Genomic DNA, 23,824 nt, shown 5'->3' with positions numbered 1-23,824 from the left:
CGTCGTTCGAAGGCCCGCCGACCCGTCAGGCGAACCAGGAGAGGAGCCGGCGGGTGCGGTGGGCCGACTGGAGGGCCGCGACCTTCGCGGCCGTGAGCGCGTCGCGGGCCGTCCGCTCGGTGGCCCGAGCGCCCCGAGACGCGCCGGTCCGGGCGTAGTACGCCGACCGACGCCCGGCCGCGCCGACGTAGTGTTTCGCGGCCATCCGGATCGGCGCGCGCCGGCCGTCGACGGTCGTCGTGCCGCGGCGGATCGCCGTCAGCACGTCGGCGGCGGTGACCGCGGCCGCCGACTCCCGGCCCGCTATCTCCAGTTCCGTGAACGCGCGCCCGACGTACTGGAGGTGGTGGGCGTCGCTGGCGGCGATCCCCGGGTAGCCGTGCTCGGCCGCGAACCGACGCGCGCGCCGGTTCCGGTACCCGGTGAACAGCCAGGCGTTGAACACCTCTATCGCGTCGACCTCCTCGACCGCGCCGAACTCCCCGACGCCGTCGGTCTCCGCGACCGAATCGGCCCGTTCCGGGGACGGTTCGGGCTCCCGGTCCCCCCTCGTCGACTCGTCGGCCGGGGCGGGCGTCGGAATGTTGCGCTGGCGGACGCCGTGGCGCGAGCGCTGGAACGGGTGGGGGACGACCGCGACGCCGCCCTGCTCGTGGATCCGGCGGACCGTCTCGGCGTACGGGCGGCCGCGCGGCGGCATCCGGTCGACGCCGATCGCCAGCAGGTGGCCGTGCGCGGTCGACACCTCGACGCCGGGGATGCCGATCAGCCCGTACTCGGAGGCGAGCTCCGCGGCGTGTTTCGACTCCCGGATCACGTCGTGGTCGGTGATGACGACGGCGTCAAGCCCGATCTCGGCCGCGTGTTCGAGAATCAGCTCGACCGGCTCGTGGCCGTCGTAGCTCCCCTCGGAGTGGACGTGCGGGTCGATGCTGACGGTGACGCGGGACACGCTCGGACTACGCGGCGGGAGCTATATAAATGGGCGAACGACGGCCGTCGGACAACTGACTCGCGTACATTCGCAAATTGACTCGCGGTGGCGCGTGCCTGCGAGGCCGCCTTTGCGGCCGAGCAGTACTGCGCGAGGGAGTCGCGGCCGCTTAAAAGCGGCCGCGACGAGGCTGGGGAGGTGTGAGGTGCTGTGCGGGGCGGGACTCAAAGGGGCAGTCGCGAGGGCGCCGTAGGCGACGCAAGGACCGCAGGGCGGGAGCGAGCGAAGCGAGCGACCAACCGAGGACCGCAGCGAGCGTACGGCGCCCTCGCGGCTGGGGCTTTGGAAGTGTTCACCGCCGATCCGCTATCACTCATTTATAAGCGAGCGACTGAAACTTCAGCGATGTCCTCCGCCGAGGCGTCTCTTTATAAATAACACCGAACGCAATTCGCCCGATTCAACCGAACAGCCCCTTGATCTTGTCGACGACCGAGCCATCTTCATCGGCCTCATCGGCCTCCTTCCGCTGCTGTTCGCGCAGTTCGCGGAGCTTCGCGGCCTGGTCGTCGGTCCCCTGCCCGCTGTCGGTCTTCGCCTCGCCGCCCTGGAGGCCCTCCAGCTCAGAGACGGCGTCGTTGACCGTCCCGGAGGTCGTCCGCGTCTCGGTGGCCGATCCCGCGAGCTTCTCGGTGTCGACGTCGACGTCGTCGACCGCGCTGGTGTTCAGCTCCAGCCGGCGCGTCTCGGAGCGCTCGACGCCGCCCCACGTCAGCTCCGCGTCGTCCAGTTCGCGCTCGATGTCGGCGCGGACCGCCTCGTCGGTGACTTCCTCGCCGCCGCCGGCCGCCCCCGAACCCGCCTCGCCGCCGGCGCTCGCGCCGGTGCCGTCACCGGCTTCGGCCGCGCTCGCACCGCCCGCGGCCGCGCCGCCCGTCGCGCGCTCGACGCGGTGGGCGACCAGCGCGCCGCCGGTCGCGCCGATGACCGCAACCAGCCCGACGGTGTAGACGGCGACGACCTGCGCGCTGTAGTCGGGGTTGCCGACGACGTTCCAGTTGTACGGGTACGCCCAGACGAACGCGCCGGTACCGGCGAGGGTGATCGCGACTCCGGCGCTCGCGAGGTACAGCATTCGGCGGTCGACGGGCAGGAGGACGACGGTGCCGAACAGCAGCGCGGGGAGCCCGACCGCGCCGGCGACGGCCGCGACCTCGCGGACCGCGAACGTCGAGAGCGCGGTCGGGTCGAGCGTCGCGCTGTAGAGGAACACGACGACCCCGATCACCCCGAGGGCGATGCCGGCGAAGAACAGCCCGAACCCGCCGTACACGTCGATCGTCCGCTCCGGGTCACCGACGTACCGCCGGTAGTACTCCATGAGGACGTTGTCGGCGTCCGCTTCGCTCATATGCGAACGTTTCCGCCGAGTGTAATGACTGTTACCCCGAGCGGCGACGGTCGGGAGTGGGGGCGAGCTCGTGGGGACGCCGGCGGCGGTGAGAGCGGGGGCGCGGCGCCTGGGAGCCGTCGGGCCCCCGACCCGTGCGTTTTTCACGGCGGGCGACGACCTCCTATGCGAGAATCCGTGTCGTCCGACTGCCCCCGTTGTGGCGCCGCCCTGTCGTCGCTCTCGCTGGGCGCCGCCACCGCCGTCGCGTGCGACGACTGCGGCTACGCCGACGTCGAGGCCGACCACTCCGGCGAGCCGGAGTTCGCAGAGAGCTGGGCGGACGCGCTCGCGCGCTTCGAGGAGGACCAGTAACCGCCCGACAGAGACCACACCATGCCAACGCTCGACATCACCGACGACCACGCGGACCGGATCGAAGCGCTCCGGCGGGAGCTCGCTGCGGCCCACGCCGGCCCGTACGCCTCCGTCGACCGCGAGGACGCGCTCGCGTACCTGCTCGACCTCGCGGACGCCGTCGACGACCCGGACCGCGCCGCGGACCCGGTAAGCGGCGACGACGGGGGCGACGACGAGGAGTCCGGCGACCGGGCCGACGCCGGGCCGCCCTTCGACCGCGACGAGGCCCGCGAGGCGCTGGCGGCGCGGAACCGGCGGCGCAGCGATCCGGATCCTGACGATCCGATGGACCTCTCCGACATCGCGGCCGCCTTCGAGGTCACGGGACGCAGCGAGATGACGAAGGCCGAACTCGTCGACGCGGTCCTCGACGCGGCCGAGCGGCTCGCCGCCGACCCCTTCGCGCGCGTCGACCTCGACCTCGACTCGGCCGGTGACGACCTCGACTCCCCCGGCGACGACTCCGACGCCGGCGAGACCGAACCCGACGGCGAGACCGAACCCGACGGCGAGTCCGACGACGGCGACGCGGTCGGCGACGACGACGACGGCGGCGCCGGCCAGTTGGACGCGATGATGAGCCTCCTCGACACCCACGGCGACAAGTGGCGGGAGGCCGACGGCGACGCGCGGTACGAGGTCGACCTCCCGGACGGGAGCGTCGAGACGGCGCGGACGAAAGACGACGTGCGCGCGCTGCTGTTCAAGAACTACTGACCACGACACCGACCAATGGGACTCATCGACGCGGTCCGCGCGTGGCTCTTCGGCGCGGACGACGACGCGGCCGACGCGGCGGAATCGGACGACGAGACGGAAGCGAGCGAGGCGGCCGGCGGCGGCGAGAGCGCGGTCGACGACGACGGGTCCGAGGGTCTCGACCCCGCCGCCGCCACCGAGACCCGGACCGCGACCGCCACCGACGACGCGGTCGACGCCCTCCGCGACGTCCGGGAGTCCGGACCGCCGGTCGACGGGGACGGCGAGACCGGAAACGGCGAGGCCGACGACGACGATGGCGCCCCGGAGCGACCGACCGACGGTGACCGCGGGAAGCGTTAGGTGCCCGGAGCGGGACGTGTCCGTATGGCAGACGAGAACGCGCCGGGAGACCCGGTCGCGGCCGACCTTCCGTCCGACGCGACCGACCGCGAGTACGTGGACCGAGCGATCGACTTGGCCGAGGCCGCCGTCGCGGCCGGCGACACGCCGTTCGGCGCGCTGCTCGTCGTCGACGGCGAGGTCGTCCGCGAGGCGCGAAACGAGACGCGGACCGGCGACGACGTCGCCGCGCACCCAGAGCTGACGCTCGCGCGGTGGGCCGCGCGCGAGCTGGACGCCGACGAGCTTTCGGCCTGTACGATGTACGCCAGCACGGAGCCGTGCCCCATGTGCGCGACGGCGGTCCACTACGCCGGGATCGACCGGGTCGTCTTCGGCGTCGACGGCGAGGCGCTCGGCGACCTCTCCGGCGGGGTGGTGCCGATCCCCTGCGAGGAGGTGATCCGACGCGCCGGCGGCGAGACGACCGTCGAGGGACCGATCGCCGTCGACGCGGCGATGCGCGTCCACGAGTCCTTTTACGGCGAGCCGTGACGCGGGGACCGGACTCCGGCGAGGCGGAGCGGGACCGCTCGCCCGCGGTCCTCTCCGTCGGCGCCGCGGCGATAGACGAGTGGTACGCGGTCTCGAACCTCCCTGAGCCGGACGGCGGCGCGTTCGCCCGCGAGGTCACGTCCGCGTTCGGCGGCGTCGGCGCGAACGTCGCGGTCGCGCTCGACCGCCTGGGCCGCGACGCGGGCCTCGTCAGCCGCGTCGGGGACGACGAGTACGGGCGGCGGGCGCTGGAACACCTCGCGGAGACCGGCGTCGACGCGACCCACGTCGCGGTCGGTGACGGGCCGCACACCCGGTCGCTGATCCTCCGCGACCCGGACGGCGAGCGCGCCATCGTCACCGCGGGCGAGAGCTTCCGGCGGCTCCGGCCGGACGGCGACGCGCTCGCGGCGATGGCCGACGCCGACGCCGTCTTCCTCACCGCCTACGCGCCGGACCGCGCGGCCAGGCGGGTCCTCGACCGGGTCGAGTCGCTCCGAGAGCGCGCCGCGGAGAGTCCGGAGGCCGACCCGCCCGCGCTCGTCTTCGATCTGTCCGGGCCGGTCGAGGAGCTAGTCGGGCGCGGGACCGAACCGCAGACGATCCACCGGTTCCTCCACCGGGCCGACGTGTTCGTCGCGGGCGGGGTGGCCGCCCCCGCGTTCTTCGGCTCGGCGGCGGCGGCCGTCGAGCGAGTCGCGGCCGCGCAGACCGGCGGGTCCGGGTCTCACTCCGAGGCCGGGTCCCGCTCCAAGGCCGGGTCCCGCTCGCGACGCGGGCCGACGTGGCCCCGGGCGGTCCTCACGCGCGGCGCCGACGGGATGACGGCGGTAGCGGGCGGCCAGGCTTCTCGGTTCGACGCGTTCGACGTCGAGACCGTCGACGCGACCGGCGCCGGCGACGCGTTCACCGCCGGGCTGATCGACCGGTGGATCGCGGGGCGGGCTGCCGGGGCGAGCGCGGAGCCGACCGCGGAGCCGCGCGACGACGGCGACGGGGTCGCCTCCGGCGTCAGGTTCGCGGCCGCGGTCGCCGCGATCAACTGCACCGCCCGGTTCACGCAGCCGGGGCTTCCGACGCGGAGCGAGGTCGAGTCGTTCCTCGCGGAGCGCGGGCACGGGCCGGACGGGAGCCGGTGAGGCGGGTCGGGGCTACGAGCGTCACCGGACCGCGTCGGCGGCCGCGACGAGGTCCGCGACGCGGTCCGGGTCGACCGGGGCGGTCGTCTCGCCGCCCTCCTTGAGCGCGGTGCCGACGATGGCGCCGTCGGCGACGCCGAGCAGACCGCCGACCGTCTCCGGCGTGACGCCGCTCCCGACGAGGACGGGGGTGTCGAGCCCGTGGCGCTCGCGCTCGGCCACGACCGCCTCGAGGGCGTCGGCGTCGACGGCTTCGCCGGTCCCGGGGCCGGAGGCGATGACGGCGTCCGCGAGGCCGCGCTCGGCGGTGTCCGCGAACGACTCGGCGGTGTACCCCGCCGGGGTCAGCGGCGCGGAGTGTTTCACGTCGGTGTCGGCGAAGACGCCGACGTCGACGCCGAGGCGGTCGCGCAGGCGGAGCGTCTCGTGGGCGCGCCCCTGAACGATCCCCTGGTCCGTCACGCGGGCGCCGGTGTGGACGTTCACGCGGACGAACTGGGCGTCGACGGCGGCGGCGACGGAGAGGGCGGCCTCGGCGTCGTTCCGGAGGACGTTGACGCCGAGCGGGAGGTCCGTCTCGGCGGCGACCGCGGTCGCGGCGCGGGTCACGCCCGCGACGACGTGGGGCGGGACCTCGTCGGGGTAGAAGGGCGCGTCCCCGAAGTTCTCGATCACGATCCCGTCGACGCCGCCGCGGTCGAGCGCCCGCGCGTCGCTCGCGGCCCGGTCGACCGCCGCGCGCATCGCCTCGCGCCCGTCGTCCGGCGCCCGGGGAGCGCCGGGGAGCGGCGGGAGGTGGACCATGCCGAGCAGCGGCGCGCCCGTGCCGAAGGTGGATTCGAACTCCATCGTCGAGGGCGACGGGACGGTCGGGTAAAAGCCTCCCCACAGCGTTTAGGGCGCCGACCGTCTGGATCCGTTCGAGATGGGAATCGACGCGACGACGCCCGGCGACGGGGACGTGACGCTGGTCTTCTCGCTCGGGGCCGCGCGGTCGCTCGCGGACCCGGCCGCGGCGTTCGACGACGCGCGGCGGTGGAGCCGCCACGTCGGCATCGTCGCGAACGAGGCCGACCGGGTGGCGGCGTTCGTTCGCGACCACGGGGTCGACAACGACTACGAGCTCACGAACTGGGACAAGTGGGGCACGCTCGCGGACGTCCGCGAGGAGAGCACGGCCCCGCGGTACGTGTTCGTCGGCACCACCCGCGCGGACGAGCGCGTGGCGACCGAGACCGGCTACGAGTACCTGCCGGTGACCGAGGCCGCCGAGAAGGCCGGGTGGGAGCTCTCGGAGCCGGGAGCGACGGGAGCGGACGGTGACGAGCGGGGCGGGGCGGACCGCGGGGGCGGGCGCCTCGCCCGACTGCGGCGGGCGGTCCGCGACGCGGTCTCGCGGCTCCGGTGACCGGTCGGGTCCCGCCGGCCGTCGGGCGGCGTTCCCCGCGGAAGGTACAAACCGCTCCTCGCACAACGTGGGGTATGTCCTCACCGCTCGCGGACGAGCCGGTCGAGACGGCCGGCGACGACGCGGAGCCGCTCGACGCCGACGAGTACGCCGACTACTTCGACGAGCTCGGTCCCGCGTGGGAGGTCGTGGACGACCACCACCTGGAGGCGAGCTACGAGTTCCCCGACTTCGAGACGGCGCTGGCGTTCACGAACGACGTGGGCGAACTGGCCGAACGGGAGTGGCACCACCCGGACATCGCGCTGTCGTGGGGCGAGGTCGGGGTCGAGATATGGAGCCACGAGGTCGGCGGCCTCACCCGGGCCGACTTCGTGATGGCGGCGCGGATGGACCGCCTGTACGCCGACTACGACGAGTGACCGGACGGCCGCCGGCCCGACACGGCAACGAACGGCTTTAAACCTCTCCCGGCGAAACGACGGGTAATGAGCGAGAACGTCTTCCTGGTCCCGATCGACCCGGAGAACTTCGACCGAACGGTCCGGTCGCCCGTCGACCTCACCGACTACCCGGACCGCCCCGAGCCCCTCGCGGACCTCGACGAGGCCCGCCTGTGGGCCGTCGACGACGACAGCGGCAACGGGTCGACGTTCGAGAAGATGGGCGCCGGCGACCTCCTGCTGTTCTACGCGGACGACGAGTACGTCGCGACCGGCCGCATCGGCGAGGCGTTCGCGGACGACGACCGCTGGGCGAGCAGCACGTTCTGGACCGCGTTCCCGACCACGCGGGTGTACACGGTCACCGGTTTCAACGCCGTCACCGCGCCCAAGCGCGCCGTCAACCGCATCTTCGACTACTCGTCGTCGTACACGCCCGGGTTCATGCGCGTCGCGGACAGCCGGGTGAACGCCGACCTCTCATCAATCGAGTCCGCGCTGGAACACTACACGAAACGGAACGCCTGAACGCGCCGGACGCCCCCCTTTTATTCCGCAACCGCGCCGGTGAGCGCCGCGTACGCCGATTCGTACCGCGACGCGATCCGATCCGGATCCCCGCGAACGTCGCCTGCGAGCGCCGGGAGCGAGGCGGTCGCGAGCGGTTCGATCATCTCCGTCACCGCGTCGACGTGCTCCTCGCGGGTGCCCTCTCGCGGGCTGCCGGCGGCGACCGCGCGGGCCTTCGCGTAGCGGTCGCCCGCGTAGACCCGCGCGCGACCGGGGTCGACGACGGCGACCGCGTCGGGGGCGACCGGCCCGTCGCGCGGGAGCGTCCCGGCGACGTCGGCGTACGACTCGACGACGACCGGGACCGGCGTCCGCGCGACGCGTTCCGCGAGCCGTCCGACCGCCGGGAGGTGCGCCTCGGCCATCACGTCGTTGAACTCGGGGACATCGTACACCCGGGTCGCGTCCGCGAGCGGGAGGCGCTCCGTCAGTCCCTCGGGGAGCAGCCCCGCGTCCTCGGCCGCGCCGTTGACGACGAACCGCGTCCCGGACGCGGTCGTCACGCGGTCACAGAGGAAGGTGCGGTCGGCGTCGCCCAGCATGCCGGTCCGGCCGGGCGTCGGTCGCCAGAGCCGGTGAACTGGGTTGATCGACTCGGGCGCGACCGCCGAGGGCGACGGGGACGCGTCGTCGACCGTCGCCAGCGGGCGGGTGGTCGCGGCCGCGAGGGTCCGGGCGTCCTTCCCGTACAGGCGGCCCGAATCGGTCGCGATCCGGTAGTCGTCGTGGTCGAACCAGAAGTCGTTGCCCGCGCGGGGCTTGACGCCGACCACGTCGCCCGCGCGGTCCGCGAGGTGCGCGACCAGCCCCGCCGAAAAGGTGGTCTTGCCGGCGTCGACGCGCGCGCCGCCGGCGACGAGGTAGGTCGGCGGGTCGGAGGCGTCCCCGGTCACGCCGACTCGTCGGCGTCTGCGGTGGCGTCACCCTCGACGTCCGGATCGGAGTCGGTGTCGGGCGCAGCGTCCGATTCCTCCTCGGTCGCCAGCCCGTAGTACCCCGGGCCGTCATCGTGTAGCGGCTCAGCGACGACCATGTCCTCGGCGTGGACCATCACCCACGGGACCGCCCAGTCGACCAGCACGGCCTCGGTGTCGGGGTCGACCTCGGCGTCCGGCTCTACCCCCTGAAGGAGGCGACCGATCTCGGGGATCGTGTACATCTGATCCGGCTCGAACAGCTCCGCGGGCTCGTAGAAGTCGCACGGGTAGGTGGCGTCGAACGCCGACTTCGGTTCGGGCATGCGCGAGGGTACGCGACCGCGTCCGTAAACGCTGCCGATACGACTCGAATCGATCTGGCAACACTCGATCCGAATGCGGTGGCGCGTGCCTGCGAGCGGCCGCCCTCGGCGGCCGAGCAGTACGCGCGAGGTCGTCGGGCTTCGCCCGACTACCAGAGGCGCGTCGCGCCTCGCTGTCACCGGACGAGTCCGGTTTCAAGCGAGAGCTTCGCTCTCGCCCTGTCGCCGGCGGCGAAGCCGCCGGCTGCCAGAGAATCTTCGATTCTCGCTGGAGTCGGTGGCCCGGAGCGAAGCGGAGGGCCACCGACGAGGCTGGGGAGGTGAGAGGTGCGGTGCTGTGCGGGGCGGGACTCAAAGGGGCAGCCGGGAGGGCGGCGCAGGCGTTCACGAGAGCGAAGCTCTCGTGAGCCAATCAGAACGCGAAGCGTTCTGATGACGAGGTAAGCACCGCAGCGAGTGAGCGGAGCGAACGAGCGAGGAGCGTGGTTCGAGAGAGGTCCGCTCTCTCGTCATCACGAGACGCCGAAGGCGTCTCGAACGACAACGAGCGTGCGCCGCCCTCCCGGCTGGGGCTTTGGAGGCGTTTTCCGCCGATCCGTAGTCGAGGATTTATAAGCAGATGGCTGGCCCTTGGAGGTGTTCACCGCTGACCCATCAGTAACCACTTATAAATCAACCAGCCCGAACGGAACAGTCGCTCACCGGGCAGCGTCCTGCGAAAAAATGCGGATCTCGACGCGCGTAACGCGCCCTCTCGGACGCGCTTACTCGAACAGCTCGACGGCCTGCTCGTAGCGATCCGACGGCTCCTCCCAGTCGACGACCTCGAAGAAGTTGTCGACGAACTCGCCGCGAGCCGGACCGTAGTCGTGGTAGTAGGAGTGCTCCCAGACGTCCAGCGCGAGGACCGGGTGACCGCCCCAGACCGCGCCCTGGTCGTGCTTGTCGACCACGACGTTGCGAAGCTGGTTCGAGAACGTGTCGTACACCAGAAGCGCCCAGCCGCTCGCGTCGCCCGCAGCGGCTTCGAACTCGCCCTTCCAGGCCTCGTACGAGCCGAAGTCCTCCGCGATGCGGTCCGCGAGCGCGCCCTCGGGCTCGTCGCCGCCCTCCGGCGACATGTTCTGCCAGAACAGGTCGTGGAGGATGTGACCCGAGGAGTTGTGGGTCACGTCGCGGATGGCGCCGGCGGACGAAGAGAAGTCGTGGGACTCACGGTTCCCTTCGAGCGTCTCTTCGGCGGCGTTCCAGCCGTTGACGTACCCCTGATGGTGGGTGTCGTGGTGCCATTCGAGCACCTGCTCGGAGATGTGCGGTTCCAGCGCGTCGTAATCGTACGGTAGCGGATCGAGTTCGTAACTCATGCTTGTATCACCTATTACGAACATGTGTCGGAACGCTGTTAAAGATAATGCGTCACGTGATACCACGCGACACCGGACGCGAGTGTTTCCGGCCGCGTCAGGCGATCAGCGGTGTGGTTGCGGTTCCGGAACGAAGTGCGCGGGAGCGAAAGTCAGCCGCGACTGACGGACGAAACGAGCGCGTAACTGTATTCAGTTTCATATTCCGAACGAACTGCGTCCGGCGCGAAGGTGCGCCGCGCGCTTACCGTGGGGCTGGGATTCGAAGCCTGCGAGACGGTCGCCCTCGTTCCACTCGGGCGCTGCGACTCCCAGCGACCGCTCTCCGCTCACTAGCGTTCGCGGAGAAGCGGTGGGACTGGGATTCGAACCCAGGAAGCCGTGAGGCTACCTGCTTTCAAGGCAGGCGCAATGGGCCACTCTGCCATCCCACCACACGTCACCGGTGGGGGTCGCCCGACTAAGTGGTGTCGGATCCGACGGAGCCGACCCCGACTCCCTCAGTCCCGAACCAGCCGCTGCTCGCCGTCCTCGACGACCACGTCCAGCCCCTTCTCGTGGACGAACGCGGCCGTGTAGTCCGGCACCACGCGCTCCGCGGCGAACCGCGCCCGCAACATGGGCACCACGTCGAGCAGGTCCTCGCCGGTCTCCAGCGAGGGCGACGGCTCGACGAAGTCGACCGAGCGGTCCGCGTCGCGGCCGCGCTCCGCGAGCGTCGGCAGGGCGGGCGCCTCGAACGCGCCGTCGAAGTCGATCGGTTCGGTAAAGCCCGCGTAGTACGCCCGGCCGTCCGACGACGGGCCGAGCACGACTTCCGTCGTCCGCAGCTTCATCGCCGCCGAGTCGACGCTCGTCCGCGAGAGCAGCGGCGCGGTCGGGGTGACGACCGCGACCGAGTCGGCGCCCTCCTCGCGCAGCAGGTGCGTGACGGTGTTGCCGGCGCGCGCGCCGAACGTGGAGCCGACCTGCCGCTCGAAGCGAACCTCGTCGGTCCCGCCGAGGGTGTCCGCGACGAGCGTCCGCAGTTCGGCCTCCGGACTCGTCTCGGTCCGGTACTCCGCGGGGAGGTCCTCCTCGTCGGGGTAGTTGACGAGGAGTTCGCCGCCGGAGCGGTCGACCGCGAGGACGGCGTCGCGGAACCCCGCCTCGTAGAGGTCGGCCGCCTCCGCGGCGGACAGCGGCGTCGACTCTGCGATCGCGGTTCCGACGAGCCCCTCGCGGGGCGGGTTCGCCAGCAGGGCGACGACGGTCATACCGGATCGCGGCGCGGGAGCGCCTTCAAGTCGCCGTTTCGGTCCGAGGGGAGAGCGTCCGAGAGAACAGGCCGGACCGAGACGGGAGAGAGGCCGCTCAGGAGAAGTCGCGCCGCATCGCGATCTCGAACCACGGGCAGAGTCGGAGCTGTCGGTACAGCGCCGGATTCTCGTGGAGGTGGTCGTAGTCGGCCCACAGCATGCCGCCGATCTCCTCCTCGTCCGGGTCGAGCGAGGTGTCGTCGAGCGTGACCTTCAGCACCGCGCACACCTCCCACTCGACGCCCTCGTTGGGGTAGTAGCGCTTGTACTCGAACTTGTCAGTCACGCGGAGGTCGCCGTACTGGTCGGGCGAGATGCCGAGCTCCTCTTCGAGCCGCTGCTCGGTGGCGTCCTCCTGTGACTGTCCCTCGACCGGGTGGGAGGCGACCGTCCCGTCCCAGTGGCCGTCCCACAGGCGCTTGTCCGGCGCGCGCTGAGCGAGCAGGATCCGGCCGTCCCCGTCGAAGACGAGGCAGGTGAACGCGCGGTGGCGGATCCCGTCGCCGGTGTGGGCGTCGAGCCGGTTCACCGTCCCCTGCGCGACGTCGTCGGGGTCGACGGCGATGACGTCCTGAAGCGCGTTCTCGTGGTCGGTCTCGCTCGCGCCGCTGCCCGTGTCGCTCGCGCCGTCGCCGGCGGGGTCACCCGACGCGGCCGCGTCTTCGGAACTCATGCGCGTTACGTCGCGGACCAGGGCTAATAAGGGTTCGATACGGCGTCCGGTTCCGACGGCACTCCCGCCGCCCGCGTCCGCCCGCACCCGCCGGCGCTCGGTTCGCGCCCGCGGCGCTTCGACGCTCCACGCCCGCGGCGCTTCGACGCTCTTAACCGCGTCCCGGCGCTACTTCGCGCGGATGAGTAACCCGGCGCTCGACGTCGTCGAGTTCGTGTTGACGACGCACTTCTACACGCAGGACCGCGACCTCGACGAGAACGACCTGCCCCCGCGGTTCCGGCAGGTGTTCTGGTCGGCCGACGCCGCCGAGGACGCCCCCGGCGGCGTGGAGCGACCGCTGAAGGCGACCGACGAGACGGCCCGCACCGCCACGGGCGTCGAGCGGCCGTGGGACGCGGTCTCCGACCTCCTCTTCACCCAGCGGACCGAGTTCTCCGGCGAGATCTCGCTGACCCAGCCGGTGATGGGGTTAGAGTGGTACCGCGACCACGCGGACGACGACCGGATCGGCGGGAACCCGACGATCGTCGCCGCGCTGGCGGCCGCCGAGGACCTGACGGCGCCCGTCACCCGCGAGGAGGCCAGAGAGGACGTGCGACCGGTCCAAGCCGACCGCGTCTGGATCGACGCGCTGCTCGCGGAGTACTTCGACGAGGACGAGGACGGGGAGATGCTCGACCTCGTCAACGTCCGCGCGCCCGAGGAGATCGAGACGACGCTGGCCGACCTCGTGTTGACCGGCGACCAGGAGGGCGAGATCCAGAAGATCGTCAAGGCGATCGAACACCGCGAGTACCTCGCGGAGATCGGCCTCCGCGAGATCGGGAAGCTGCTGTTCGTCGGTCCGCCGGGGACCGGGAAGACGACCGTGTCTCGCGCGCTCGCCCACGAGCTCGGCCTCCCGTTCGTCGAGGTGAAGCTCTCGATGATCACGAGCCAGTACCTCGGTGAGACGTCGAAGAACGTCGAGAAGAGCTTCGAGGTCGCCAAGCGGCTCTCCCCGTGCATCCTCTTCATCGACGAGTTCGACTCGGTGGCGAAGACCCGCCGCTCGGACGAGCACGCCGCCCTCAAGCGCGCGGTCAACACCCTCCTAAAGTCGATCGACGAGGTGTCGCTGGTCCGCGACGAGGTGCTCCTCATCGGCGCGACGAACCACCCGGACCAGCTCGACGCCGCCGCGTGGCGCCGGTTCGACGAGATCGTCAACTTCCCCAAGCCCGACCGCGACATGCGCGCGGACATCCTCCGTGTGGTGACCAAGGAGATGAAGATAGCCGACTTCGACCCTCAGGAGGTCGCGGACCGGACCAGCGGACTCACCGGCTCCGACCTCCGGATGGTGCTCCGGGAGGCCGTCCTCGGCGCGCTCACCGAAGACCGGATGACGATCACGCAGGCGGACGTGATGGAGGCGGTCGAGGACTTCGAGGAGCGCGACAACCTCAAGAATATGGACATGATCGACGGGGAGGGCGCCGAGGTGCTGGGCGAGACGGGGTCGAACGACGCTCACGACCACGACGAGCACGACCACAGCGACCACGACCACGGCGAGGAGGGCCACGACGAGGACTCGCCGGACCCGACCCGCGGCGCGGAGCCGCAGGGGCGGACGCAGGACTGACGCGCGGCTCTTTTTTTGATTGGGAGCGCCCGCGACCCCGACGGCTCAGCGCCGAACGCCGACGACCGTATAGCTCAGATCCGCCGACTCAACGCCGAACGCCGACGACCGTGTAGCCGAAGCCGCGGTCGACGATCCGCGGATCGAGGTCGGCATCGTCCATCGCGGCCGCGAGGTCGGCCGGCGTTCGGAACCGCGAGTCCATCCCGATCGCGTGCTCGCCGGCGACCAGCAGTCGTCCGAGCGGGTGGTCGGGGTCGAACTCGCGGACGACGAGCGCGCCGCCGGGCGCGAGCACGCGCGCCGCCTCCCCGAGCGCGGCGTCGTGGTCGGGGAGGTGGTGGAACGCGTCGACGACGGTGACCGCGTCGACGCTCGCGTCCCGGAACGGAAGCCGTCCCGCGTCGGCCGCGAGCCCGTCGAGTCCGCGGGCGCGTCGCCCCCGCGAGAGCATTTCGACGGAGGCGTCGACGACCGCGATGTCGGGACCGGTCAGCGCGGCCGCCGCGCGACCCGACCCGCCGCCGACGTCGATGAGGCGCTCGATCGGTCGAGTCGCGTGGTCGAGGCCCGCGGCCAGCGCCGCCCTGTCCGCCGGCGGCATCGCGAGGTCGTACAGCGGCGCCACCCGATCGAAGAACGCCACGTCACCGACTCCGTACATGGACGGAATGAGCGCCGCGAGCCTCAAAGAGCCACCGACCCCGTTTAGGGGCTCGCCGCCGTACGGCGCCCATGGAGTACGCGCTCGTGTGTCGCCCCGACGAAGGGGAGGCCCTGCGGCTCGACTACCGGGCGTTCGCGTACGCCGGCAAGTTCGTCGTCGGCGCGCCGGGCAAGTCGGTGGTCCGAACGACGGACGGCGGCCCGGCCGCGCCGGACTGGGAGCCCGACGAGCCGCTTCCGGACACGGTCGAGCCCGAGGCGTTCGACGGGGACGTGGTCGCGGCCGTCTCCTTCTCACCCGACCGGACCGACCCCGACTGCTGCCGGCTGCGGTACGTCACGGTCCACGCCGCGCGCCGCGGGGAGGGGATCGGCCCGCGCCTGATCGACGAGACCGTCGCGGACCTCGCCGCCGACGGCTTCGACCGCGTGAAGATCGCCGTGAACAACCCGTTCGCGTACGAGGCGTGCCACAAGTGCGGCTTCGCGTACACGGGTGCGCGGACGGGACTCGCGGAGCTGGAACTCGAACGCCCGGCCGCGGCGCCCGCGGAGGTCGACCCCGAGCGGTACCGCGACGGGATGGCGGCGTTCCGCGAGACGGACGGGGAGCTGAGCCGGGCGGAGCGCCGGTTCGTCGCGAAGCGCCTCGACCGCGGGCCGCCGTCGGTGGACGACGCGACGCCGGGGAGGGGTGACCGGCGCTAGTTGAGCGCCCAGATGGCGTAGTTGAGCGCGGTCGCGAAACAGACCCACGCGAGGTACGGGACGAGCAGCGCCGCGGCCCGTCGGTCGACGCGGTCGAAGGCCCGGACCGTCGCGACGACCAGCGGGAGGAGGACGGCGAGGACGACGAGTCCGAGGTCCGGGCGTTCGAGTCCCCAGAAGACCGGCGACCACGCGACGTTGACCGCGAGTTGGACGCCGAACAGCGCGAGCGCGGGCCGCACGCGTCCCGCCGTCGCGCCGCCGTCGCGCCCGGCGAGGTAGACGAGCGCGGCCGCGGCGCCGCACAGCGCGTACAGTATCGGCCAGACGACGCCGAACGCCCAGCCCGGCGGGTAGAAGCCGGGGAGTTCCAGGGCCGCGAACCAAGCGCTTTCCGTGGTCGTGAACGGGACGCCGAGCGCGCCGATCAGGTTGACGGCGACCGCCGCGGCGGCGATCAGGAGGGCGTCGCGTCGGTTGGGGAGTCGGGCGGTCGCGCTCGTCGCCATGGGTATCGTGGGCCGCGCTCGGGCTTAAACCCCGCTCAGATCGAGTCGTAGTCCTCGCGGAACGTCTCCAGCGCGGCCGCGAGCACGCCGATCACGATGGGACCGACGAAGAGGCCGGTGAACCCGACCGAGTAGATGCCGCCGAACACGCCGAGGAGGATGATCGCCGGGTTGAGGTGCGCCTGCTGGTCGATGACGAGCGGGCGGGCGTAGTTGTCCACCATCGCGATCACCGCGACCCCGTACACCGCGAGGAAGACTCCGGCCGTCACCTGGTCGACGACCACGAGGTACGCGGCCGCCGGTCCCCACACGAAGAAGGCGCCGATGAGCGGCAACAGCGCCAGCACCGCCATCACGAACGTCCAGAACACCACGTTGGGGATCCCGGCGACCCACAGCCCGAGCCCGGCGACGAGCGCTTGGAGGAGCGCGACCGAGATGTGCCCGATGACGACGCCGCGGGTCATCACGTTGACGCGCTCGACGAGGTCGGCGGTGACGCCCGGCGGCAGCGGGCTCGTGTCCCGGATCCACCTCACGAACGCCGGCCCGTCGATGAGGGTGTAGTACACTAAAAAGAGCGCGAGCGACAGTCCGACCGACGCCCGGATCGCCGTGGTGAGCACGCCGCTCAGGCCGCCGAACAGCGTCTGGACGAGGAGTTCGCCCACGGTCTGAAGCGCCTCTCCGACCTCCGGGTCCTGCCCCGTGAACGCGGCTATCTCCGCCTCGATGGCCGCGACGTCGACCGACGACTCCCCGGCGGCGATGGCGGTGAGGTCTCGCACGAACACCCACGTGATGTATGCGAGCGGGAGGATTACGGCGACGATGGCCGAGAAGATGAGGGTCAGCGCCGACAGCATCTGGCCGAACCGCTCCGAGACGCGCTTCCGGAGCCAGCGGGTGAGCCGCCGGTGGAAGGGGTAGAGGACGAACGCGAGGATGGCCGAGGCGATCACGTACTCGACGAACGGCAGGATGACGAAGAGCGTCAGGAGCGCGACGGACCCTATGAGGAGGAGGAGGAACGATTGCCCGCGGTTCATACCGCCCCGTGTAACCGTCGGATTATAAACGTGGGCGACGGGCTCGTCCCAGTCATCCCCTTCATAAGCGCTAAAGCCGCAGGTGTTCTCCTTGCCACGTATAATCGCGGCTGTCTCCCGAACTGTACGAGCAGATGTCTGTCGGGAGTTGCGCACGTATATATCCGGCATGGACTGTGAGACCCGGAGTGGTCCGCGAAACGAAACATACTGATGCACCATTTATGTATATTCACAGACCTATGAAATCGGACTCGTCAGTTACCCGGTTTGATCCGACGACTGCTCGGTCAGCACTCGACGCGGTGTTTACTGCTGTCTCCGAATTTAAAAACACAGATGTGAAAGAGCTTCGACGTCTCGACAGATATATCAACTCCGATACGATTAACCTGCTGTTTGGCGGTCCAGACAGTTCGACAACGCGTATTGAAGAGGGGAGCCTTTCGTTTCGATACGACGATGTATTCGTGACTGTGACACATGACGGATGGATTAAGATCGTCGACGCAGACGCGTTCCGCGCACGGTCAGCGCACCATGGACAGTCAGCGGACACACGCGAACAGCAGTCGACCGAAGCGGCTCTCAAAGCGGCGGCAGCGGCGCTCGCTGAGGCTGAAGAATACGTCTGGAGCGCCGCTAGCGACACTTCGGATACTGAACTCGGCGCTCCGCTCTGGGCAGTAGTAGAGCAGCTCTGGACCATTCAGACATCGATTGACGACCTGACCGCTCAGCCGTTTTCGACTGAACCGCCGGCGACACGGATAGATGACCAGCTGTGACGAGGTGACCGACGACGCGCTGTTCAACCTCGGCGTCGACCTCGACCCGGAGGAGACAGTCGGCGGCGCCGTTGATCGGACGCTGACTGCGGTCCGTACCACTCTGGGGGATGCATCGATTACCGTGTGGCGAAACCGCAACGAGCGCAACGGCGACCTTGAGCATGCCCAACCGCCGGAACAGTCGTCCCCACCGGTGTTCAGTTCCGAACACCGTACAGGTTGACCGGCTCGAACCCCTTCACCCGACGCAGCTCTAATCAAGCGATGTTTCACGGCTGATGCGCCGGTTCGAACCGACGGGGTGGCCGGACCAGTCGCACCGGACGATACCCGCTGGCTTCCGCGTCAGGAACTTTTCGTTCCGATCGAGTCCGAGCGTGTGCTATCGGTCGGCTGGGATCGCCGCGACCTCGCGACCGCGTTGGACGGGGTCGGTGTCCGCGACGTTCTCGAGCGAGCGGCGGGGTTACTCGCCGCGGCACTAGACCGTATTAGCTCCCGGACATTCGTCGGGTGATATCACCGTATTCACACCGAGGTAGACTCGCCGCCGTCTTCATCGACTATCTCGGAAGACTGTCGGTCCACTGCTTGGACCGACGCTTCACTATCCGAGCACGGCGCCGAGCCGACCACCTGCCACGTGGAGGCAACGTCTCGCTTCCCACACACTCGCGCCTCGGTCTGGCCGTCGTCGGTACGCATCTGGATAACGTAATCGAGGTGTGCCGACCCAAACCAGCTGGAACCGTCGATGTCGCTCGCTGGTGGCAGGTGGATGAGCCCGCCGATGCCCTGATTTCGCCACGGACCGACCAGTTCGTGGAGGAACCGATCGAGTGCGGTCGAGTCGTGGTGTGCCAGCAGTTGTGTCAGCGTCGCGATCGCGAACGTTCCCGTTCGGTCGCCCGTCGCGAGTTGCGTCGTCGCACGTTCGGCGGCGACACCAAGTGAGGTGAGATCGCCGCACCGGACCGGTGCGGAGTCAGTGGTCGCGACGTCAACGCCGCCGTCTGTCTCGGCACCGGGGGTGGAATCGATGACGAGAGGGTCCATCGTCGAGAGCCGCGAGCGGACCTCATGGCGTGGGTACTTCGTCGTCAACACCGCGCCCGTCTCGGTCATCGCCGCGTACATGGCGTAAAACAGGTCATCGTACAACTGGGAGCTCGGCGCGGCGAATCCAACGATGTCGTCGTGTCGGACCGCAACATCGGCGATGAAAGCCGGTGCGATCGTCTCTGGAGACGGGTGTAGAACGGCTTCGAAGGCCTCACCGGGGTGCCTTTCGGCTGCGAGGAGCCGGTCGACTAGCTCGTTCCCGTAGTCGTCGGCGTAGACGGAAGAGTCGACCCATGACGAACGGTCTTCACTCGTCGCAGTCGCGGCGGGCTCAGTGAACCGGTTCAGATACTCGTACACCATCATGGTCAACTCAGACGGCTGGGCACTCACTCTGTCTCACCTGTTTCGGTCGGTATCGGGTATAGAGGGCCCTTCGCCGAGATTCGCAGCGCGTCATTCCGTCCCAAAATCATACTTGCTATTCTTTCAGTATCAGTACTAGTTCTACGCCCGAAGATATGTGGCAGTCAGAATAGATACCAAACATATCCGTGTCTCGGTACCGGTCCACAGCCGTTCGTCACTCGAAGAATCCGCGGATGATCTTCGACTCCGCGGCGCGCAGATGCTGGTGGAGCGTCGACGAGGACACGTCGAACCGATCGGCGAGGTCGGCACCGTTGATACCACGGGGATCATCATAGTACCCCTGTCGAAGCGCTGTCTCGACGATCTCCCGCTGTCGGCTCGTCAAGTCTGTATTCCCGGCCGACTCGTCGCGTCTACCGGACGACCGAGACAGATGGCGCTTCGAGACGAGCTGACACGAATCGGAGACGGTGGACAGCTCCTCGCGGACCCGACCGATCACGCTCGGGTCCGTGGTCCGGAACTCCAACACGTCGGCGGTCGGGCGGGAACGGACACTGCTCAGTTGCGTGTCTGTCCGCATGAGTACGTCGCGAACCGAGGCTAGCGACCGGTCCGGCGTATCCCTCATCCGCACGGCAACCTCGTGGACGCTGCTATCGATCGAGTCAATACCGTCGAGTTCGATCCCCGGCGTCGCCGCGACGTAGTCGCGAAACGCGGTCTCGGTGTAGCCGTCGACGCGACCGGTTAGGTGAAAGTGTTCTCTGCCCGTTAGCGCGACGTGTTCGACGACGATTGTACCGGACGTCGAGAGGCCCGGGAAAAACGGCGACGGGCCCCCACACTCGAGGTCGAAGGCGACCGGTGCGTTCGACGTGCTCGCGGACTCGAGCGTTGACAGGCGCATTCCGGCGGCGTCCGCAACCGCACCAACCGCTTGGCGTTCTGGTTCGGCGAAGCGCTCGGCATCTGTACTGATGAACTCGGCGACGGCGTGGACGGTCCCGTAATGGCTCACCGGAACCGCGAGCGATTCCCGGTAGCCGAAATGGAGCAGTCGGTTGAGCCACTCGCCGTGAGTTCCCCCAGTCTCTTCTCCGTCGACGACACGCTGTGGTTCGTTTCGTGAGGCAGCGGTGATCGCGGGGAACGCCTGCCCGTCGTTTTCGTACAGCTTCGCCGGTCCGCCCGCCTCGGGCACTTCGACCGGGTCAATTCGCTCTGTGACCGGATCATACGTGCCAACGAACGCGTACTCCGCCACACGATCGCCGAAGTCGACAACCGCTTCACGCACTGCCGCCGGCGTCTCCGCAGTCACGATCGATTCAACGGCGTCAACCACCCCCTCCCACAGGCTCTGGTAGCGGTCCGCTTGCCGCTGGGTCCTGGCGACATCGTTCGAGAGCCCCGCTATCGATGTCTCCTGGCGGAGTTGCGTGAGTGCTGCCGAGACCTGCTGGCTCACCGCCCGGATGAACGATTCCAACGTCTCGTCCCGTTCGTCGACGACCACGCTCAACAGACTCGTCTCACCCAGCTGTGAGACGAGTACCTGCCTCTCGGCTGCGCCGTCCGCCTCGATAACGGCGTCGGCCGGGAGCCAGCACGTGTCCGCCTCGGTGAACGCTCGCCAGAGGTCCGTCTCGCCCGGGTGAATTCGCTGTCGGCTACGTGATTCGGCGTTGTCTCCCGCAGTCGCAAGCCGCACCAGCTCCCCTTTCGACGTATTGCGGTCGTATATCGCGAGCTCGTCAGCCGTCACCACGTCGGCAACCGCCTCGACGCACGCGTCGAACGCGTCTTGCGGGTCCGTTGATTTGAATACACGGTTGCTCACGGCGTAGAGGTTCGTCAACCGGCGCTGCCGGTCGAGCTCGTCACGCGCATCGGTGAGATCGGTGATGTCGTTGGCGACGCCGAGTACCGCGTCCTCATCGCTGTCGGCCGGGTTGAATGGTATTTTCCACGTTTCCAAGACCCGTTCGTTGCCTGCGGCGTCGGTCAGCGTCTCCTCGGTTCGATGGAGCGGCTCGCCGGTCTCAATCACCCGTCTATCGTCGTCGGTGAATGTGTCCACTTCGTCGGGCTCGGCCGTGTAGTCCGCATCAGTCGAACCGATCAGGTCCGAGACCGTTGTACCGTACGCGTCAGCGACCGCTTCGTTCGCGAGCAAAAATTCGCCGTCGGTGTTCTTCGCGAATATCAGCTGCGGGACCGTATTCATGACGCGGTCGAGCTGATTGCGTTCAGACGCTATGCGGTCCCGCGCAGCACGTAGCTGACGTCGCTGCGCGACGAGTTCGATTGCCGTCTGAAGATACTGCGTGACGATCAAAATGAGCTCGCGTTCGTCCTCGGCGAGATTATCAGTTTCCGGCGACCCGACGAGAAACACGCCATCGTCGTCGATAGGGACAATAAATTCGGTCCCGATCGGCGTCTCCCGGTTGTGAACGCCCACCTCGCCGGCGACATTCGGATAGTATGCCGGCGTCCCAGCATCGAACGCCTCCCACGCGAGCGATTCACCGGGGCGGAATTCCGGTACCGCCTCGACAATCGACGCTCCGCCACTGGAGACAGACACCGGAACGAGCACGTCGGTCGCGGTCCCTACAGTTCCAGTCGGATCCGCCGTATCCGTCCCAGCGGGTTCGTGTGCCCAATACCCAGAGAACGGGCGATCGATAATCTCCGTCACTCCCTCGATCGCAGTATCGACCACTTCCTCGTAATCGTCTGCAGTCATCAGCTCTTCGGCGAGCGAGCGTGTCTCCTCAAGGCGGCGGAGTCGGCGTTCTTGTTCGGTGAGATCGAGGTTCACGCAGGTGATTCCCCCGTCGGGAAGCTGTGCGAGCGACACGCGCTGTGTGATCGGCGTGCCGTCCCGTTTGACGCCGACCAACTCTCCGTCCCACGACCCCGTCTCCTCGACGACCGGGAGAACCTCGGTTTCGATCCGCTCGATGACGTCGTCCGCGTATATCTGCCGCCAGGTCCCGCCGAGCAGCTCCTCAGCGTCGTCGTACCCGAACATCGTGACGTGGGCGTCGTTGAGGTATGCGTACTCACCGTCTCGGTTTAATAACGCAATACCGGAGGTCGTCAGGTCCATCGCGGCCGCCTGCTGTTCGAGTCGGGCCAAGTTCTCCATGCTCTCCCTATCGTCTTGGAAGATTCCGAGGACGTACTCGGTGCCCGCGTGTGTGAACGTCGTTGACCGCACGTCGACGGGCACCGTCGACCCGTCGGCGCGCAGAATCGTTACCGGCTCCTCCGCGTCGGCGCGGACGTGTTTCTCCCGCCCGTCTTGGACTGCCTGAAATCCTTCTCGATGGCGCGTCTCACTCTCTGGAGGGTGAAGTTCGGTCTGGTGCATCCCAATAAGCGAAGAGCGGCTGCGACCGAACAGCTCGGTCGCAGCCTCGTTTACCGCCACGACGGTTCCAGTAGTGGCCTCCGCGGTGAGGACGGGTGCTGGAGATTTTATTGCCAGACGCGCGAGGAACGCGTCGGCCCCGTGGTCGGGCGACGTGGGTTCCGGACTCATCTTGTTGTATGACTCACTATTCTGTACCAATTTGAGAGTATCGCCGTAATAGGCGATAAATAGCTTTTACAACCGTAATAGTGGGTTTTGGCGCGCTGTTGAAACTCTCAGCAAGTGATATATTCTCACCCAGTCGCGGTCAGTACAGAGAACTCATTACCCATACAAAGCTTGAACCGACGGGAACGAACGTGATCGCAGATCCGTTTCTCGCGGAGCTGCCTGTTTTCAAACTGTTTCAGCAACGCCGGAGCAGAGGCCGCGAACAAGCGGCTCAGATCGTTCGCCTTCGCATGGAATCAGCTCATCTGAACACTACGGTGCGGTCCCGGCCGTCGAGTCGGGCGAAAAAGCCGGTGGGTGGGGAGATGGCGGTCCGAGTCGGGCGCTCAGGCGCTCGCCTCGTCCTCGTCGAGTCCGGGCGCGGCCGCAGCGTCGACCTCGTCCGGCTCCTCCGTGTCGCCGCCGACGACCGTCTCGCCCTCGTCGGTCTCGACGTACACGTCGTCCGCGAAGCCGGCCAGCGCGTTCTCGTACTCCGGCGAGTCGAGTTTCTCGGCCGTCTCCGGCGCCTCAACGACGCCCTCCGGCGGGCGGAACTCGCCCAGCGGGTCGTCGATCGTGATCGAGTACCGGGTGAAGAAGGACTCGTACCGGCGGTAGTGGGCCTCTAGCTCGTCGCCGGGGATCTCCATCATCTCCGTCCAGCCGTGGTTGAAGAAGTCGAAGTTCGCCTGAACGTGGGTGATCTCGCGGGCCTCCGCCTCCGGGAACCCGGCCTCCAAGGCGGCGACGTACGTGTCCATCGTCGCGTCGAAGAAGCTGTCGAGGTGGTCGCGGCGCTCCTCGCGTCGGTCTTCGTCGGCCTTGTTGAGGAAGATACTCGTGTGGAGGTCGACGAGCTTGTCGTTGGCGACGTCGCCCACGACCGGCGTGGTCAGCGCCTTCTTCGCGGCCCAATGGCGGATGTTCTGCCGGATTTTCATACGCCTAGTTGGGCCGG

General features: G+C 68.9%; 26 protein-coding genes and 1 tRNA gene. 12 read left to right on the top strand and 15 right to left on the bottom strand.

The features are described 5' to 3' along the window. Window positions 1–25 precede the first annotated feature (25 nt). Window positions 26–952, bottom strand: a complete 927-nt coding sequence (locus KI388_RS04115) for a PHP domain-containing protein (RefSeq protein WP_215088110.1) — start codon at window positions 950–952, stop codon at window positions 26–28. Window positions 953–1,394: 442 nt separating this feature from the next. Beyond that, window positions 1,395–2,345, bottom strand: coding sequence for a permease (locus KI388_RS04110; RefSeq protein WP_215088109.1), 951 nt, complete (start codon window positions 2,343–2,345; stop codon window positions 1,395–1,397). A gap of 165 nt (window positions 2,346–2,510) precedes the next feature. Here KI388_RS04110 and KI388_RS04105 point away from each other — a divergent pair, with 165 nt between their 5' ends. The 5 genes from KI388_RS04105 to KI388_RS04085 are packed head-to-tail and all read left to right on the top strand — an operon-like array spanning window position 2,511 to window position 5,479. Beyond that, on the top strand, window positions 2,511–2,699 hold the full coding sequence (locus KI388_RS04105) for a hypothetical protein (protein ID WP_215088813.1): 189 nt from the start codon (window positions 2,511–2,513) through the stop codon (window positions 2,697–2,699). 21 nt (window positions 2,700–2,720) lie between these two features. Next, the gene (locus KI388_RS04100; protein ID WP_215088108.1) at window positions 2,721–3,461 is read left to right on the top strand and encodes a hypothetical protein; all 741 of its coding nucleotides are present in this window, start codon (window positions 2,721–2,723) and stop codon (window positions 3,459–3,461) included. Between the two features lie 15 nt (window positions 3,462–3,476). Further along, window positions 3,477–3,806, top strand: a complete 330-nt coding sequence (locus KI388_RS04095) for a hypothetical protein (RefSeq protein ID WP_215088107.1) — start codon at window positions 3,477–3,479, stop codon at window positions 3,804–3,806. 24 nt (window positions 3,807–3,830) lie between these two features. After that, window positions 3,831–4,340 (top strand): nucleoside deaminase, encoded by a 510-nt coding sequence (locus tag KI388_RS04090; RefSeq protein ID WP_215088106.1) that lies wholly within the window; start codon window positions 3,831–3,833, stop codon window positions 4,338–4,340. Continuing rightward, a complete protein-coding gene (locus KI388_RS04085) occupies window positions 4,337–5,479 on the top strand; it encodes a carbohydrate kinase family protein (protein WP_215088105.1) in 1,143 nt (380 codons plus the stop codon). The genes KI388_RS04090 and KI388_RS04085 overlap by 4 nt, the downstream gene beginning before the upstream one ends. A gap of 21 nt (window positions 5,480–5,500) precedes the next feature. Here the strand turns inward: KI388_RS04085 and KI388_RS04080 are convergent, their stop codons facing one another. Further along, window positions 5,501–6,328, bottom strand: a complete 828-nt coding sequence (locus KI388_RS04080; RefSeq protein WP_215088104.1) for a BtpA/SgcQ family protein — start codon at window positions 6,326–6,328, stop codon at window positions 5,501–5,503. Window positions 6,329–6,404: 76 nt separating this feature from the next. Here KI388_RS04080 and KI388_RS04075 point away from each other — a divergent pair, with 76 nt between their 5' ends. The 3 genes from KI388_RS04075 (at window position 6,405) to KI388_RS04065 (ending at window position 7,858) form a co-directional block, all read left to right on the top strand. Further along, the gene (locus KI388_RS04075; protein WP_215088103.1) at window positions 6,405–6,887 is read left to right on the top strand and encodes a hypothetical protein; all 483 of its coding nucleotides are present in this window, start codon (window positions 6,405–6,407) and stop codon (window positions 6,885–6,887) included. Between the two features lie 74 nt (window positions 6,888–6,961). Beyond that, window positions 6,962–7,309 (top strand): 4a-hydroxytetrahydrobiopterin dehydratase, encoded by a 348-nt coding sequence (locus KI388_RS04070; protein ID WP_215088102.1) that lies wholly within the window; start codon window positions 6,962–6,964, stop codon window positions 7,307–7,309. A 66-nt stretch (window positions 7,310–7,375) separates the two neighbouring features. Next, window positions 7,376–7,858, top strand: a complete 483-nt coding sequence (locus KI388_RS04065; RefSeq protein WP_215088101.1) for a hypothetical protein — start codon at window positions 7,376–7,378, stop codon at window positions 7,856–7,858. A gap of 20 nt (window positions 7,859–7,878) precedes the next feature. On the opposite strand, the gene KI388_RS04060 is transcribed toward KI388_RS04065, so the two are convergent. From KI388_RS04060 to KI388_RS04035, 6 genes are all read right to left on the bottom strand, one after another. Next, window positions 7,879–8,793, bottom strand: coding sequence for an ATPase (locus KI388_RS04060; RefSeq protein WP_215088100.1), 915 nt, complete (start codon window positions 8,791–8,793; stop codon window positions 7,879–7,881). Continuing rightward, window positions 8,790–9,140, bottom strand: a complete 351-nt coding sequence (locus KI388_RS04055) for a DUF5827 family protein (RefSeq protein WP_215088099.1) — start codon at window positions 9,138–9,140, stop codon at window positions 8,790–8,792. Before KI388_RS04055 ends, KI388_RS04060 begins: the two co-directional genes overlap by 4 nt. Window positions 9,141–9,904: 764 nt before the next feature. Beyond that, window positions 9,905–10,504, bottom strand: a complete 600-nt coding sequence (sod, locus tag KI388_RS04050) for a superoxide dismutase (RefSeq protein ID WP_215088098.1) — start codon at window positions 10,502–10,504, stop codon at window positions 9,905–9,907. Window positions 10,505–10,854: 350 nt separating this feature from the next. Then, a tRNA-Ser gene (locus tag KI388_RS04045) sits at window positions 10,855–10,938 on the bottom strand. A 66-nt stretch (window positions 10,939–11,004) separates the two neighbouring features. Then, window positions 11,005–11,760, bottom strand: coding sequence for a DUF2064 domain-containing protein (locus tag KI388_RS04040; protein ID WP_215088097.1), 756 nt, complete (start codon window positions 11,758–11,760; stop codon window positions 11,005–11,007). 97 nt (window positions 11,761–11,857) lie between these two features. Then, entirely contained in the window at window positions 11,858–12,475 is a 618-nt protein-coding gene (locus KI388_RS04035) for an NUDIX domain-containing protein (protein ID WP_215088096.1), read from the bottom strand. Between the two features lie 181 nt (window positions 12,476–12,656). On the opposite strand from KI388_RS04035, the gene KI388_RS04030 reads away from it, so the two are divergent. Then, window positions 12,657–14,105 carry an ATP-binding protein gene (locus tag KI388_RS04030; protein WP_215088095.1) on the top strand — a complete coding sequence of 483 codons (1,449 nt, stop codon included), beginning with the start codon at window positions 12,657–12,659 and terminating at the stop codon, window positions 14,103–14,105. Window positions 14,106–14,193: 88 nt separating this feature from the next. Here the strand turns inward: KI388_RS04030 and KI388_RS04025 are convergent, their stop codons facing one another. Then, on the bottom strand, window positions 14,194–14,769 hold the full coding sequence (locus KI388_RS04025) for a class I SAM-dependent methyltransferase (RefSeq protein WP_215088094.1): 576 nt from the start codon (window positions 14,767–14,769) through the stop codon (window positions 14,194–14,196). A gap of 71 nt (window positions 14,770–14,840) precedes the next feature. Here KI388_RS04025 and KI388_RS04020 point away from each other — a divergent pair, with 71 nt between their 5' ends. Continuing rightward, complete coding sequence (locus KI388_RS04020; protein WP_215088093.1) at window positions 14,841–15,479, top strand: GNAT family N-acetyltransferase; 639 nt, start codon at window positions 14,841–14,843, stop codon at window positions 15,477–15,479. Here the strand turns inward: KI388_RS04020 and KI388_RS04015 are convergent. Next, window positions 15,476–15,988: a TspO/MBR family protein gene (locus KI388_RS04015; protein WP_215088092.1), complete on the bottom strand. Its 513-nt coding sequence runs from the start codon at window positions 15,986–15,988 to the stop codon at window positions 15,476–15,478. The genes KI388_RS04020 and KI388_RS04015 overlap by 4 nt on opposite strands. A gap of 35 nt (window positions 15,989–16,023) precedes the next feature. Beyond that, entirely contained in the window at window positions 16,024–17,040 is a 1,017-nt protein-coding gene (locus KI388_RS04010; RefSeq protein WP_215088091.1) for an AI-2E family transporter, read from the bottom strand. A gap of 188 nt (window positions 17,041–17,228) precedes the next feature. Between KI388_RS04010 and KI388_RS04005 the strand changes: the two genes are divergently transcribed. Beyond that, window positions 17,229–17,828, top strand: a complete 600-nt coding sequence (locus KI388_RS04005) for a HalOD1 output domain-containing protein (RefSeq protein WP_215088090.1) — start codon at window positions 17,229–17,231, stop codon at window positions 17,826–17,828. Then, window positions 17,815–18,054 carry a hypothetical protein gene (locus KI388_RS04000; RefSeq protein ID WP_215088089.1) on the top strand — a complete coding sequence of 80 codons (240 nt, stop codon included), beginning with the start codon at window positions 17,815–17,817 and terminating at the stop codon, window positions 18,052–18,054. Before KI388_RS04005 ends, KI388_RS04000 begins: the two co-directional genes overlap by 14 nt. Window positions 18,055–18,359: 305 nt before the next feature. On the opposite strand, the gene KI388_RS03995 is transcribed toward KI388_RS04000, so the two are convergent. The 3 genes from KI388_RS03995 to KI388_RS03980 form a co-directional block, all read right to left on the bottom strand. Next, complete coding sequence (locus tag KI388_RS03995) at window positions 18,360–19,259, bottom strand: hypothetical protein (protein ID WP_215088088.1); 900 nt, start codon at window positions 19,257–19,259, stop codon at window positions 18,360–18,362. A gap of 217 nt (window positions 19,260–19,476) precedes the next feature. After that, window positions 19,477–22,821 (bottom strand): PAS domain-containing protein, encoded by a 3,345-nt coding sequence (locus tag KI388_RS03990; RefSeq protein ID WP_215088087.1) that lies wholly within the window; start codon window positions 22,819–22,821, stop codon window positions 19,477–19,479. Between the two features lie 389 nt (window positions 22,822–23,210). Beyond that, window positions 23,211–23,807, bottom strand: a complete 597-nt coding sequence (locus KI388_RS03980; RefSeq protein WP_215088086.1) for a DUF6149 family protein — start codon at window positions 23,805–23,807, stop codon at window positions 23,211–23,213. Window positions 23,808–23,824 lie beyond the last annotated feature (17 nt).

Source organism: Halorubrum sp. 2020YC2, assembly GCF_018623055.1.
Lineage (GTDB): Archaea > Halobacteriota > Halobacteria > Halobacteriales > Haloferacaceae > Halorubrum.
This window is presented reverse-complemented; position numbering and strand designations above follow the sequence as displayed.

What these genes read in the sequence shown, in the direction of transcription:
- KI388_RS04110 (WP_215088109.1), bottom strand. Translation starts at nt 2,345, where the DNA reads ATGAGCGAAGCGGACGCCGACAACGTCCTCATGGAGTACTACCGGCGG.
- KI388_RS04105 (WP_215088813.1), top strand. Translation starts at nt 2,511, where the DNA reads ATGCGAGAATCCGTGTCGTCCGACTGCCCCCGTTGTGGCGCCGCCCTG.
- KI388_RS04100 (WP_215088108.1), top strand. Translation starts at nt 2,721, where the DNA reads ATGCCAACGCTCGACATCACCGACGACCACGCGGACCGGATCGAAGCG.
- KI388_RS04095 (WP_215088107.1), top strand. Translation starts at nt 3,477, where the DNA reads ATGGGACTCATCGACGCGGTCCGCGCGTGGCTCTTCGGCGCGGACGAC.
- KI388_RS04090 (WP_215088106.1), top strand. Translation starts at nt 3,831, where the DNA reads ATGGCAGACGAGAACGCGCCGGGAGACCCGGTCGCGGCCGACCTTCCG.
- KI388_RS04080 (WP_215088104.1), bottom strand. Translation starts at nt 6,328, where the DNA reads ATGGAGTTCGAATCCACCTTCGGCACGGGCGCGCCGCTGCTCGGCATG.
- KI388_RS04075 (WP_215088103.1), top strand. Translation starts at nt 6,405, where the DNA reads ATGGGAATCGACGCGACGACGCCCGGCGACGGGGACGTGACGCTGGTC.
- KI388_RS04070 (WP_215088102.1), top strand. Translation starts at nt 6,962, where the DNA reads ATGTCCTCACCGCTCGCGGACGAGCCGGTCGAGACGGCCGGCGACGAC.
- KI388_RS04065 (WP_215088101.1), top strand. Translation starts at nt 7,376, where the DNA reads ATGAGCGAGAACGTCTTCCTGGTCCCGATCGACCCGGAGAACTTCGAC.
- KI388_RS04055 (WP_215088099.1), bottom strand. Translation starts at nt 9,140, where the DNA reads ATGCCCGAACCGAAGTCGGCGTTCGACGCCACCTACCCGTGCGACTTC.
- sod (WP_215088098.1), bottom strand. Translation starts at nt 10,504, where the DNA reads ATGAGTTACGAACTCGATCCGCTACCGTACGATTACGACGCGCTGGAA.
- KI388_RS04040 (WP_215088097.1), bottom strand. Translation starts at nt 11,760, where the DNA reads ATGACCGTCGTCGCCCTGCTGGCGAACCCGCCCCGCGAGGGGCTCGTC.
- KI388_RS04035 (WP_215088096.1), bottom strand. Translation starts at nt 12,475, where the DNA reads ATGAGTTCCGAAGACGCGGCCGCGTCGGGTGACCCCGCCGGCGACGGC.
- KI388_RS04030 (WP_215088095.1), top strand. Translation starts at nt 12,657, where the DNA reads ATGAGTAACCCGGCGCTCGACGTCGTCGAGTTCGTGTTGACGACGCAC.
- KI388_RS04025 (WP_215088094.1), bottom strand. Translation starts at nt 14,769, where the DNA reads ATGTACGGAGTCGGTGACGTGGCGTTCTTCGATCGGGTGGCGCCGCTG.
- KI388_RS04020 (WP_215088093.1), top strand. Translation starts at nt 14,841, where the DNA reads ATGGAGTACGCGCTCGTGTGTCGCCCCGACGAAGGGGAGGCCCTGCGG.
- KI388_RS04015 (WP_215088092.1), bottom strand. Translation starts at nt 15,988, where the DNA reads ATGGCGACGAGCGCGACCGCCCGACTCCCCAACCGACGCGACGCCCTC.
- KI388_RS04010 (WP_215088091.1), bottom strand. Translation starts at nt 17,040, where the DNA reads ATGAACCGCGGGCAATCGTTCCTCCTCCTCCTCATAGGGTCCGTCGCG.
- KI388_RS04000 (WP_215088089.1), top strand. Translation starts at nt 17,815, where the DNA reads ATGACCAGCTGTGACGAGGTGACCGACGACGCGCTGTTCAACCTCGGC.
- KI388_RS03995 (WP_215088088.1), bottom strand. Translation starts at nt 19,259, where the DNA reads ATGATGGTGTACGAGTATCTGAACCGGTTCACTGAGCCCGCCGCGACT.
- KI388_RS03990 (WP_215088087.1), bottom strand. Translation starts at nt 22,821, where the DNA reads ATGAGTCCGGAACCCACGTCGCCCGACCACGGGGCCGACGCGTTCCTC.
- KI388_RS03980 (WP_215088086.1), bottom strand. Translation starts at nt 23,807, where the DNA reads ATGAAAATCCGGCAGAACATCCGCCATTGGGCCGCGAAGAAGGCGCTG.